Source organism: Bacteroidales bacterium (genome assembly GCA_013314715.1).
Lineage (GTDB): Bacteria > Bacteroidota > Bacteroidia > Bacteroidales > GWA2-32-17 > Ch61.
The window spans coordinates 35,904-48,464 of record JABUFC010000004.1 but is presented as its reverse complement, the minus strand read 5'-3'; the positions used below and the strand labels follow the sequence as shown (position 1 = coordinate 48,464).

Sequence of the window (12,561 nt, the reverse complement as noted above, 5' to 3'; positions counted from 1 at the left end):
AATTAATATATCCATTCTTCAATTTTATTCAATATTTCGTATAGCTCCAATAAATCGGGTTGAGGCGTATTTTCGCTCCAGATAGATAGTTCTTTATAAAAAAGCACAACTGCCTTTTCATTCAGCCATTGCAATTCTTTGCCGGTGAGTAATTTTAACGTTCTGTTTTGATTGTTTTCGAATTTCTCGATGATGGCAAGAGCTTTTTCTTGTTGATGACGTAATGATACTTTTACTGCATATATACCGCATGGAGGTAGCAATTTGCAATCTTCTTCAACAGCAATATGGTAGAAATCATTTATTTTTTCAATTTTCCCAATCAATAAATAGTTGTCATCGAGGCAAGCATTGGCTTTTTGAATTTCGCCGTTCATAATGGCTTTGCGTATGCGGGTACTGCTTACCGATTCGTGCTCAATTTCTAAGGCGGGCAACTGTTCTACCCAAAAGCCTAACGCTTGTCCAAGTTCGAAAAGCATTTGGTAATTACCTTCGCGGTTGTGTCCAAAATTGTGATTAAATCCTACTACTACCACTTTGGCTTTTAGTTTTTGATGTAAAATTTTTCGTGCATAATCGATGGAAGATGTTTGAGCAAAATCTTTTGTAAATTCAATAATAAATAAATGTTGCAATCCGGCTTTTTCGAGTGCTAAAATCTTTTCTTCTTGCGAATAAATAAGAAACAGCTCTTTGCCAACCGTATCGGGATAAAGCACCTTTCGCGGATGCGGATGAAACGTAATCAGAACCGATTCTCCGTCAATCTGCCTCGCTATATGATTCAAACGCTGAATAATACTTTTATGCCCCAGATGAACTCCATCGAAACTACCGGTAGTTACTACTGGATTCTTTATCTCAATAAAATCATCAAAGCTATGATAAACATTCATTTTGCTATGCGTGATAAATATAAAAAGCCAGTTTTTCGAGTGAGGTTATCATATCATATTCTTCTAAAAACACCGATTCGGGAACTTTTAAACGTGCCGGTGTATAATTCATAATTCCTTTAATTCCAGAAGCTACTAATTGTTCGCATACCGTTGCTGCAACTTCTGGTGGTGTAGTTATAATACCAATACTAATATTTTCTTTTTTTATAACTTGGTACATTTCGTTCGATGAATAGCATTGAATTCCACTAATAATTCGGTTAGTTTTTGTAACATCGTTATCAAAAGCAGCAACAATTCTAAGTTTCGATCGACGACCATTAAAATATCCTGTGATAGCTCTACCAAGATTTCCCATGCCTACAATACAAATATGGGTGGGAGTATTGCTATCTAAAATATCAGATAAGCGTTGCAAAAGGTCTTGAATATTATATCCTTTGCGTAAAGTACCATTATAACCAATTAACATTAAATCGCGTCTAACTTGTACAGGTGTTAAATGAAGCAATGATGCTAATTCATGAGAATATATGTAATCTTGCGTAGGTAAAACATCTATTAGTACTCTTCGATACAAACTAAGTCTTTCTACTGTTTTTTCAGGAATATTATTCATATTTGGTTTTATTAAATTTAATAATTATCGTTGTACCTTGATTTTCTTTGCTACTTACTTTAATTTCAGCATTATAATATTCACATATTTTTTTAACAATGGAAAGCCCTAATCCGCTTCCCGAAATATTTTGTGTTTTTGCATTTTTAATTCTAACAAACTCCTCAAAAACGCGTTTTACCTCCTCCTCGTTCATGCCAATACCAGTATCTTTAACCATAACGATAATATGATCTACTTTAGGCTCAATAATTAATCGTACCTCTCCTTCGTTTTTATTGTATTTTATGGCATTAGAAAGAAGATTATTGAATACAATTTCAATTTCTTCTTCCATAGCATCTAAAAACACTTCTGATGGACCTTCGTATATGATCTTTACCGATTTTTGAATGGCTAAAGGTGTAAAAGTATCGATAGATAAAGCTGCTATTTTAGCTAAATTAACAGGCAATAATTTTCGCTCTTTTTGTCCTGTTTCAATACGGGTTAAATCGAGTAAGTCAAAAATTAAATTCCGCATATTTTGTATGCGAAACAAAGAACGATCAATTACTTCTTCGTATGCACTAAGATCGTTGCCTGCTTGTCGTTCTTTCATCATTTTTAAATAACCTTCAATAATATTAAGAGGGGTTTTAAGTTCATGCGATAATACGGATAAGAACCTGAAACGAACCACTTTTCCTTGAGTGTTTAATTGTTTTGTTAAACCTCTTAAAAAGACATGACGAGCAACAGTTTCCATAGTTGTTCTAAGTTCTTGTGGTGTAAAAGGTTTTGGAATAAAATCGTAAGCACCTTTTCGTGTTGCCTGCACAGCTACTTCTAACGAAGCATAACTGGTTATCATTACTACTAAGGCATCTATTTTCTCTCTTTGAATATATTCAAGCACTTCTAATCCTTGCATTCCTGGCAGCTTATTATCAAGCAAAATAACCTGAGGATTATCGGCATTGATAATTTCAATACCTTCCTCGCCCGAAGCTGCTTCTTTTACTTCAAATACAATTTCGTCATCTAAAAAAGGAAAATTAACTTTATAGTTGTTCAATATTCTATTGACCCCACTACGTATTCCGACTTCATCGTCTATAACTAAAATTTTAAGTACTTCCATAACTAAATATATTGTTCAATAATTTTTTGTATATATTTAAAATCTTTCCCTTTATCAATAATAGCATCAACATGAAGCCAATTTTTTGAATTATGATCGTTGGTATCGAACGAAATTCCTAACTCTGAACTAACAGCTGTTAGCATAATAACGGGCAAATTGGGATAGAGCTGTTTTATTTTTCGTGCCAAAACAAATCCAGCATCGTGAGTTTCCATCATTAAATCGATGAGTGCTATATCGGGTTTTATTTGTTCTATAATCTTAGCTGCTTCAGTGCTAGCATTGCATGTTATTACTTTAAAATTAGCTTGCGAAAACCAGATTTTCGACTGATATAAAAAGTCGTAATCGTCGTCCACTAATAGTATTGTTGCCATATTTTAATTTTTAGGTAGTTTTACAATAAATGTTGTTCCTGTTGGTCCTTTTTTAACATCATCGTTGGTTTCTACTTCGATAATACCTTTATGCATTTTAACAATTCCATAAACAATTGGCAAGCCCAAACCATTTCCAACCCCAATGGGTTTAGTTGTAAAAAAGGGTTCAAAAAGTTTTGCTTTATTTTCTTCGGCAATACCTGTTCCATTGTCTTTAACTTTAATAACAAAATAATTGGGTTCTTCTGTTAAAAAAATATCAATAATGCCAGATTTATGAGTTATAGCATCGGCTGCATTTCTAATAAGATTAATTAATACTTGCAATATTTGATCCGCATCAATTATTGCCAACATTGGTTTTCTGTCTGCTTGAATATTCGTTTTAATAAAATCGGGTATAAGAACTGCTTCTAAGGCTTTTTCGGTTAATGCATACAAATCTGTTTCAGTGGCATTCACTTGATTTCTTCGAGCAAAATTTAATAATCCGCTAACAATTTTTTTGCATCGGTTCCCTTGTTCTACTATTAATTCAAGGTCTTTACGCATAGGAGAGTCGGGTGGACACTCTTCGAGCAACAAATTACAATACATAATAATAACACCAAGGGGGTTATTCAATTCGTGAGCGATACCTGCCGACAGTTGTCCCATGTGTGCAAGCTTTTCGGCTTGTCGCAAGGCTATTTGTGCCGAACTAAGCTTATCGTTGGTAAGTGCTAAATCTTTTACTGATTTATGCAGACTCTCAATGGTATAGGGTAAGCACATTTCTGTTTCGGCAATTCCTTCAATAATGGCAATGGCATGATCGATACAGGTTGCATAACCACACGCTCCACAATTAAGCATATCGGATGCTGTTTTTTTTTCCATTTTTCTTAAAACCTTATCTATTTCATCGTACGATGGGATAGCAATTCTTCTATCTTGTGGAGTAAATTTCGTGGATAAATCTATGCCGCTAAAAGCTTGTATCGTTTGCTCAAACTCTTCGGTAGTCGTTTCGTTTAACCTTTGACGTGCATAGCTTATAAGTAAATTTTGTTTTACAAATTTACTAACAATAGGATTGGTAATGCCAGGTCCCATAATACAACCTTCGCAACACAATAATTCAAGATTCTTTTTTTCGTGACTTTCGTCCGAAAACCATTTTATAGCCTGCTGCATGTCTTCTTTTCCTTGAGCAACTAAAAATTTATTTTCGAACAAGTCATAATAACGTCCCATCGTTTGCGATAGTCCAAAATTTATAGGAAAAACAGTTGCTTTATATGCTTTTGGATAATCAAAATCAGATTCTGGACATTCGTCTTCGACAATGTGTTTTTGATTAAACAAGCTACGTAGCTCTTTATAGGTTATTGCTACATCTACTTCGTTGCTCTCCACTTTTTTAGATATACAAGGACCAATAAAAACCAACTTCACATCTTGTCCGTAATATTTTTTTACTGCTCTAGCAGTAGCAACCATGGGCGAAACAATAGGAGCTAAATTAACCGTTAACTCCGGATAATATTGGCGTACAAAAAAAGTAACAGCCGGACAATCGGATGTAATATAAAACGAATTTTCATTTTGATATAATTCTTTGTATTTACGAGCAACCAGTTCAGCCCCAAATGCGACTTCTATAATTTTAGAAAAACCAAGTTTTTTAATTGCTCCGAGTACTTTTTTATAATTATCAACTTCGCAAAACTCAACTGGAAAGCTTGGAGCTAAAAGAGCAAAAACTTGATTAGAGCCATTTAAAAGCTCCAAAACATCGGCATCATTTCGTACAAATGTCTTGGCATTTTGACTACAAACTTTAATACAATTTCCACAACCAATACAACGTTCATGTATAACTTCGGCTTGTCCATTATTGATGCGAATAGCTTTGGCAGGGCATTCTCTTACACAAGTATAGCAAACCCTACAACGCTCTTTTATGGTATATACCAGTTTATGGTTTGTATTTTTATTCATTCGTCTTCGTTTATTAATAAATTTTTTTCTCCATTTGTTTTATTCTTAGCCTCCTCCAACATAGACATGAGCTGCAAATTACGTTGAGGATAGCGTATAAGTGCTCGTTCTACATTTTCGTACCACTGCTTTTCAAAAGACTTTAAATCGAAATTCTGCATGTGCTCAAAAGAAGAACCTCCACCCATAACACAACCATTAGGGCAGGCTAATATTTCTATGAAATCAATTGATTTATCTTTCCAATTTTCTAAAGCCTTTTTAACATTGCCAATGCCATTTATAATTCCAAAAATATAAGTTTGTTTTTCAATTACAATAGTTTGAATCGAAAATTGTTCAATATTTCTAAAGCTTTCTAATTTATCTTTTTCTAAATCTTTTTGTGTTTTTATTTGGTATATCATACGAGCCAATGCTTCACTCAAACCACCTGGAATAAAAGGCAAAAATGACAATCCACTATATAAATGAAAAGGCTCATCGGTTTTAAAGTTGTTGCGAATAGACGATGTACTTGTGGCATTTTTTATTTTTAATAACTCTCGAACAGTATATGCAAACGCTTTATTTTTTAAAACCTGATTCGAAAAAAGTTGCTTTTCGGCTAAACAAGTAGTGAAACTATGAATTTGAAATATTTGATTAGGAAAAATCGTTAAAAGCAATTGTTGAAGAATTTGTATGGGTTTTTGAATTTTTGAAATCTTATAATGGTCTGGTAATGACATTTTTTTTAAATACCACTCTGCTGATGGACAGAAACCAGAGATTAAAGTATTCCCTTTATTTTTAGTTTTAATGAATTCATGGAGCAATTCGTTTAAATATAAATCTATTCCGGCATTGAGGTTAAAAATTTTATTAGCTCCAGAATTTTTAATAATAGAAATAGCCTGATTTTCTCTTACCCGAGGCGATTTATTCAATAAATTGATAGAGAAATCGAATTCTAATAACGGCGAAATTATAGCAAAAGTACTGTTATTAACAGTATCAAGTGAAGTATAATAAGCTGAAATATTTTCTTTTTCGTAAAGCGAGGCAGTAGGACAAACCATTATACACTGACCACAATAAACACAATTCGATTGGTTTAATAATTTACCCAATACAGGCTCTACCCTCGATTCTATACCTTTGTAGTTGAATTGCAAGATATGGCACTGTTGCTGATTACATATTTCTATACACTTACCACATAAAACACATTTGGCATATTCGCGAACAATAGCAGCCGATGATTTATCATTATTTTGTTTAATGTTTTTTACATAAAATCGCCGCTGGTCAATACTAAGTTCGCTCGCCAACATACGTAAATGGCATGCATCATTTTTTACACAATATAAACAATCATCGGGATGGCTACTCAACAACATTTCTAATATTTGTTGCCGTTTTTTAATTAAACTCGGTGTATGAGTTAGAATACTCATGCCATTGCTAACTATAGTACTACACGAAGGAATATACGTCTGATCTATTTCGTTATACACAAGACAAATACGACATGGATATTGTGGGATATGCCCTTTTAAGTGACAAAGTGTAGGTATTTTAATGCCATTTTCGTTTAAAACATTTAATAATATATCCCCATTCGATGCTTTAACTTTTATCCCATTTATAGTAATTGATATTGTAGAATTATTTCTCATGTTATCATTTTTTATTAGGCTTTAAAAACCTGCTAAAACTATTATAAACTTTTAACATACTTTGTTTTTATTTAATTTCTATAGCACTAAACTTGCACGCTCCATAACAAATTCCACATGAATTGCATTTTTCTTGTATAATAAAATGCGGATGTTGAATAACGCCAACAATTGCATTCTGAGGACAACGATTAAAACAAACATGGCATCCAATGCATTTTTCGACATTTATATAATAACGTCGCAAATTTTTACAAACTCCAGCTCTACAATGTCGTTCATACAAATGTTCTTCAAGTTCTTCTTTAAAATGTTGTATTAAATCGCTGACTAAAAGCGGAAAGTGCTTACCTAATCCACACAATGAAGTTTCAGCTATAGTAGTAGCTAATTCGTTTAATTGCATTACTTGTTTTATACGCTCAAGCGTTTCTTTATTTTTTTCGTTTTCAGGGCGATGGGTTAACAAATTTAAAATGTCTTCAATTTTTTTACTCCCTTCGCGACATGGTAAGCATTTGCCACAACTTTCGCTACAAATAAATTGTATTTCGTTTTTAACATAATCGACCATACAGTTCGAATTGTCTAAAAACAAAATCGTTCCATCACCTAAAAATGAATTCTGCATAGAATCGGCGTAATTGCAATTCATTTCATTTAATGAAGTATGACTAAAAATGCGACCGATAGGACCTCCTATGTGTATTGCTTTAACAGAATCGTTATCAGACCATTTTGTAAGCTCATAAATATCTTTCATACTGGTACCTAACGGCAGTTCAAAAACACCCCTTAATACGTTTGCACCTGAAACAGAAAACAATTTTGTACCATAACCATGCGAATTACCATACGACTTAAACCATTGAACACCATATCGTACAATATAAGTTACATGGCAAAGCGTTTCGATATTGTTAATAATGGTAGGTTTTCCAAATAACCCTTTTTGTATTGGATAGGGTGGTTTTTCTATGGGCATTGCCTTTTTGCCTTCTATAGCTTGAATAATAGCCGTTTCTTCGCCCATGATATATGAACCGGGAGCGACAAACAATATAATATCTAACGAAAAACCACTTTTTTGTATATCAAATCCTAATAATCCATTTTCATAGGCATCATCCAAAGCTTTTTGAATACGCTTTATAGCCAATGAATAATAATAAGGAACAACTAAATAAGCTTTATTGCATTGGTTTGCATAAGCACTAATGGCTATTGATTCGAGTACTAAATGTGGGTCGCTTTCTAATAATAATCTACCAATTGCCGATGCCGGATTACTCTCAAATGCGTTGCAAATAAGGTAACATTGTTCCGTTTTTCTTTCAGATGCAAGCTTCCACTTTTTTCCTGTATTAAAACCACTACCACTCCGCCCTTTCAATTCGCTTTCAATTATGGTTAAAACGATATCGCCAGGCGACATGTTTCGAAGTGAAGTTAAGAAAGTAGTCCAACGATTACATGCTAATGCAGATCGTAACGAATCGGGCAAAACAAAACCGCAAGCTTCGGTAATAAAACGCGTTGGAAAACAAAACCATGATTTTTCAGATAAAACTTGCACACCCGCCCAAGGCTCACTTCCTTCAAATACTAATTGACCTATTAAATGAACATGTTGAACCCACGAAGAAAAAACTGCTTCTAACAAAGCAAATATATCTTCGGCATTTATTTCTGCATAAAAAAGTCTTGCTTTGCCCGGCAACTGAATAGCCAAAACCGGTTCAAAAGAAAGAATACCTATCGACCCCGTTTCATATACCTCAATTTCTATATGTCGTTCATTAGCATAACGTTGAATTTCGCTTTTTATTCCAAGAATAGTATGAACTGGACATGCAGAAGTAACAGAAATAAAGCAAGTCGGTTTATTTACACTTTCGAATAACAAATGTTGTTTCCATTTAAATGAAAAATCATTATTTATAACTTTATCTATAATTTCGCTTATAGTAGAAACAAGTGTCATCTTAACGAAGTTTAATATATTGTTCAAGAATTTTCTTTAATTCATCAAGCGATTGAAAAATAAAAATATCATCGTTTATACGTATATGTGGCTTACAAATGCCTGTACACAAACCAAAATCGAAACTAAACAAAGCATCGCTACTTATTTCTCCCGGTTCTATACCAATTATATTCTGAATAAAAAAAACAATTTCATCGTTTTTATGCATTCTACATACCGATTGCTTACAAACTTCAATATGATATTTACCTTTGGGTTTAAAACGAAATTGAGGATAAAACGACAAAAGACTATAAACTTCTTCGCTGGCTAAATTAAAATATTGCGAAACCTGAATAATATCTGCATGGGTAATATAACCATTTTGTTGCTGCAAAGACTGAAAAACAGCCAATATTTGCGTATAATTATTAGAAGAATATGAAGATAAAATATCAGAAAATGTGCTCATTTTAATTGATTTATAGATACGGCAAATTTAATACTTTTTTGTGAACACACAAACAATGTTATTTTTTTAACAAATGTTTTTAAACAACTTTTTAACGAAACTTTATTTACCTTTGAAAAAATTTTTATTCACATGTCGATTGAAAAGATAAAAATAAATATTTGCTTAGGTAGTTCTTGTTTTGCACGAGGGAATAAATATTTAGTAAAAGAAATAAATGAATACCTTCATCAAAATCATCTAGAACATATTATCGATTTTAAAGGCACACGCTGTTTTGGTGAATGTAAAGATGGTCCTTTTTGTAAAATAGATGACACATTAAAAACATTTCATTCACTTCATGAAGTCATTGAATATTTAAAAACTCACTATCCTCAACTTAAAATAAAGTAAAATATGGAAAACACAAAAGCAATCTATGACATCGATGCTTCAAAGTGTATCTTATGCTATTCTTGTGTTAGAACCTGTCCTGTTAAAGCAATAGAAGTAAAAACCAGTCAAAGTTTTGCACGCATTGTCGATAATCGATGTGTTAATTGTGGCAGCTGTGTTCCTTCTTGTCCTACCGAAGCCATTCAATACCAACATTGGATTCCAACAGCCATGCAAATTTTGAAAAAAGAACACAATGTTATACTTATTGACCCTGCAATTGCTGCCGAATTTCCAGACATTAGCGATTATCGTAAATTTGCACAAATGCTCAGACAAATTGGCGGTAAATATATTTTTGACGTTTCGTTTGGAGTTGACTTAATGTCTATTCAATATCAACAAATTATTCGCGATTTTAAAGGCAAACATTATATAACTTCTGCTTGTCCGGTAATTAATGATATTATTTGTAAATACTTTCCGGAACTAATTTCGAATTTAATTCCCATTCTTACGCCATCGCAAATTATGGCAAAAATTGCTCGCAAACAATTGGGGCAAGATACAGAAATAATTTTTATAACGTCGTGTACAGCAACTAAAAAAGCCTTTTTTAAACCCCATGCAGAAGAACATATCAACTGTGTACTAACTTTTCAAGAATTAAGAGAATTATTTTCTCAACTTAACATAAACGAAGCACAATTAGAATACAGCGACTTTGATGGTCCACAAAGCAGAATGGGAAGCTTATTTCCCATTCCCAACGGATGGATTGAACTAACCGACCTCGACCAAAGCAATATTAATAGTGAAATTATTACGTTTTCAGATAAAAATAATGTTATTAATGCTTTAGAAGAGTTTTCGAATAAAATCGTTCAAGTTCAAAAACATTTAAACTTGTTTTATTGTAAAGGTTGCCTTAATGGTCCAGGTATGAGTCGCAATGAAGATATTTTACAAAAAACGACTCTCGTATCAGAATACACAAAAAAACGCGCTCAAGCTATAAAACTTAAAAATTGGCAAGAGGATGTTAATAAATATAAATCGTTGGCTATAAAAACAATATTTGAAGAAAACGATCAGCGACTAAATATTTCTGAAGAAAAAATATTGCAAACACTCAAAATATTAAAAAAACACGAAGATAATTACGACAAAGGCTGCCAAGTTTGTGGTTATAAATCGTGTAAAGATTTTGCAACTTATGTGGCTGCAGGACTAGCCAAAAGCGATATGTGCCTTCATAATTCGCTCGACAACAGAAATCGTTATATTACCAGCCTTCAAAAGAAAATCGAAGAAATGCAAAAATCGCACGAAGAAATAAAAAAAACTCAGGAACAAATTACAAAAGACAAAGAGCAAGCTCAACAAGCAATGGAAATACTCAATGCTACGCTACAAAAACTTCCAGCAGCAGTAGTAATTGTCGATTTCAACCTTAAAATAATCCGCAGCAATCAAAGTTTTATTACATTGCTCGGAAAAGATGCCATTGAAATAAGCGAAATTATACCTGAACTCACAGGTGCCGATTTAAAAACTTTATTACCTCCCAATTTAGTTCAATTCTTTTCATACGTTCTCGAAAACGACGAACCCATTACTAACAAAGACATACAATTTAACGATAAACTTATTAATCTCACTATTTTTTCGATAAAGAAAAACAAAATTGTTGGTGCAGTATTGCGCGATTTATTTACACCTGAAATTCGCGACGAAGAAGTTATCAATCGCTTAAACGAAGTTATCGACAGAAATCTGCAAATGGTTCAAAAAATAGGATTTTTATTAGGCGAAGAAGCTGCTGCTACCGAACAAATGCTTTATTCTGTTATTCAGTCTTATAAAACTGGTAAAAAATGAACCGTTTTTACATAGATGTTTTTTGCAGGCAACAATATAAACATAATCAACGCATTTGTGGCGATGTTTTTCTTAGTCAACGCATAAAAGAAGAAAAGCGAGCAATTTTAGTCCTTTCGGACGGCATGGGACATGGCGTTAAAGCAAACATTTTAGCGACACTTACGGCTACTATGGCTATGAGTTTTACTAAAAATCATCGCGATCATTACAAAATAGCCGAAATTCTATTAAACACCCTTCCAGTCTGTAGCGTGCGAAAAATGAGTTATGCTACATTTACCATTGTCGATATTGAATCAGATGGAACTGTTCATATTGTGGAATATGATAACCCTAAAACCCTCGTTTTTAGAGGACATAAAGTACTCGACGTAGGTTGGCAATGCATGTGGCTAAATAACGATAAATTCAAAGGTAAAGAAATTCTTACTTGTACCTTCCAATCACAAAAAGAAGATAGAATTATTTTTATGAGCGATGGTGTTGTACAAGCAGGAATGGGAACAAACGAAATGCCTTTTGGATGGGGCATAGATAATATCGAAAATTATATTGCTGCTAATATTCAAAAAAATCCAACCATATCATCTGAAGAACTAGCTGACAAAATAGTAAAAAAAGCAGTAAAACACGACTCATTTATGCCTGGCGACGACACTTCGGCTTGTGTTGTTTATTTTAGAGAGCCTCGCTCATTGCTTATATGCACAGGTCCTCCATTCGATAAACAAAATGATAAAACATATGCACAAAAACTATTAAATTTTGAAGGCAAAAAAATAATTTGCGGAGCAACTACTGCCGATATTTTTGCACGCGAACTAAAACAAACCATTACAGACACATTCGATATGATCGATCCCGACCTCCCACCCGTTTCATATATGCCCGGAGTGGATTTAATAACTGAAGGCATTTTAACACTTACCAAAGTCTTAGACTTGCTTAAACATTTTAAACAAGAATATTTATTTTTAAAAGGACCTGCTAATTTAATTGTTAAAATGTTGCTCGATAGCGATTATATTCATTTTATTATTGGAACTAAAATTAACGAAGCACACCAAGATCCTAATTTGCCAATAGATATTGAAATACGACGTACCGTCATACGTCAAATTGCCAATGAATTAGAAGAAAAATGGTTAAAAACAGTAACTTTAGAATATATATAGAGTCTTTGTTCTATT

Annotated in this window: 11 protein-coding genes; 3 read left to right on the top strand and 8 right to left on the bottom strand. The window is 33.1% G+C overall.

The window, feature by feature from the left end:
- Positions 1–2: 2 nt before the first annotated feature.
- From HPY79_01630 to HPY79_01595, 8 genes are all read right to left on the bottom strand, one after another.
- Entirely contained in the window at positions 3–899 is an 897-nt protein-coding gene (locus HPY79_01630) for an FAD synthetase family protein (GenBank protein NSW44517.1), read from the bottom strand.
- A gap of 4 nt (positions 900–903) precedes the next feature.
- Positions 904–1,521 carry a redox-sensing transcriptional repressor Rex gene (locus tag HPY79_01625; GenBank protein ID NSW44516.1) on the bottom strand — a complete coding sequence of 206 codons (618 nt, stop codon included), beginning with the start codon at positions 1,519–1,521 and terminating at the stop codon, positions 904–906.
- Positions 1,514–2,644, bottom strand: a complete 1,131-nt coding sequence (locus tag HPY79_01620) for a hybrid sensor histidine kinase/response regulator (GenBank protein NSW44515.1) — start codon at positions 2,642–2,644, stop codon at positions 1,514–1,516. The genes HPY79_01625 and HPY79_01620 overlap by 8 nt, the downstream gene beginning before the upstream one ends.
- Before the next feature lie 2 nt (positions 2,645–2,646).
- A complete protein-coding gene (locus tag HPY79_01615; protein NSW44514.1) occupies positions 2,647–3,024 on the bottom strand; it encodes a response regulator in 378 nt (125 codons plus the stop codon).
- Positions 3,025–3,027: 3 nt separating this feature from the next.
- Positions 3,028–5,010, bottom strand: coding sequence for a 4Fe-4S binding protein (locus HPY79_01610; GenBank protein ID NSW44513.1), 1,983 nt, complete (start codon positions 5,008–5,010; stop codon positions 3,028–3,030).
- Entirely contained in the window at positions 5,007–6,671 is a 1,665-nt protein-coding gene (locus HPY79_01605) for a (2Fe-2S)-binding protein (protein ID NSW44512.1), read from the bottom strand. The genes HPY79_01610 and HPY79_01605 overlap by 4 nt, the downstream gene beginning before the upstream one ends.
- Positions 6,672–6,738: 67 nt before the next feature.
- Complete coding sequence (locus HPY79_01600) at positions 6,739–8,655, bottom strand: 4Fe-4S binding protein (protein NSW44511.1); 1,917 nt, start codon at positions 8,653–8,655, stop codon at positions 6,739–6,741.
- A gap of 1 nt (position 8,656) precedes the next feature.
- The gene (locus HPY79_01595) at positions 8,657–9,109 is read right to left on the bottom strand and encodes an NAD(P)H-dependent oxidoreductase subunit E (GenBank protein ID NSW44510.1); all 453 of its coding nucleotides are present in this window, start codon (positions 9,107–9,109) and stop codon (positions 8,657–8,659) included.
- Between the two features lie 132 nt (positions 9,110–9,241).
- Between HPY79_01595 and HPY79_01590 the strand changes: the two genes are divergently transcribed.
- The 3 genes from HPY79_01590 to HPY79_01580 are packed head-to-tail and all read left to right on the top strand — an operon-like array spanning position 9,242 to position 12,546.
- Positions 9,242–9,505 (top strand): (2Fe-2S) ferredoxin domain-containing protein, encoded by a 264-nt coding sequence (locus HPY79_01590; protein ID NSW44509.1) that lies wholly within the window; start codon positions 9,242–9,244, stop codon positions 9,503–9,505.
- A 3-nt stretch (positions 9,506–9,508) separates the two neighbouring features.
- Entirely contained in the window at positions 9,509–11,368 is a 1,860-nt protein-coding gene (locus tag HPY79_01585; GenBank protein NSW44508.1) for a 4Fe-4S binding protein, read from the top strand.
- Positions 11,365–12,546, top strand: coding sequence for a SpoIIE family protein phosphatase (locus HPY79_01580; GenBank protein NSW44507.1), 1,182 nt, complete (start codon positions 11,365–11,367; stop codon positions 12,544–12,546). Before HPY79_01585 ends, HPY79_01580 begins: the two co-directional genes overlap by 4 nt.
- Positions 12,547–12,561 lie beyond the last annotated feature (15 nt).

What these genes read in the sequence shown, in the direction of transcription:
- HPY79_01630 (NSW44517.1), bottom strand. Translation starts at nt 899, where the DNA reads ATGAATGTTTATCATAGCTTTGATGATTTTATTGAGATAAAGAATCCA.
- HPY79_01625 (NSW44516.1), bottom strand. Translation starts at nt 1,521, where the DNA reads ATGAATAATATTCCTGAAAAAACAGTAGAAAGACTTAGTTTGTATCGA.
- HPY79_01620 (NSW44515.1), bottom strand. Translation starts at nt 2,644, where the DNA reads ATGGAAGTACTTAAAATTTTAGTTATAGACGATGAAGTCGGAATACGT.
- HPY79_01615 (NSW44514.1), bottom strand. Translation starts at nt 3,024, where the DNA reads ATGGCAACAATACTATTAGTGGACGACGATTACGACTTTTTATATCAG.
- HPY79_01610 (NSW44513.1), bottom strand. Translation starts at nt 5,010, where the DNA reads ATGAATAAAAATACAAACCATAAACTGGTATATACCATAAAAGAGCGT.
- HPY79_01605 (NSW44512.1), bottom strand. Translation starts at nt 6,671, where the DNA reads ATGAGAAATAATTCTACAATATCAATTACTATAAATGGGATAAAAGTT.
- HPY79_01600 (NSW44511.1), bottom strand. Translation starts at nt 8,655, where the DNA reads ATGACACTTGTTTCTACTATAAGCGAAATTATAGATAAAGTTATAAAT.
- HPY79_01595 (NSW44510.1), bottom strand. Translation starts at nt 9,109, where the DNA reads ATGAGCACATTTTCTGATATTTTATCTTCATATTCTTCTAATAATTAT.
- HPY79_01590 (NSW44509.1), top strand. Translation starts at nt 9,242, where the DNA reads ATGTCGATTGAAAAGATAAAAATAAATATTTGCTTAGGTAGTTCTTGT.
- HPY79_01585 (NSW44508.1), top strand. Translation starts at nt 9,509, where the DNA reads ATGGAAAACACAAAAGCAATCTATGACATCGATGCTTCAAAGTGTATC.
- HPY79_01580 (NSW44507.1), top strand. Translation starts at nt 11,365, where the DNA reads ATGAACCGTTTTTACATAGATGTTTTTTGCAGGCAACAATATAAACAT.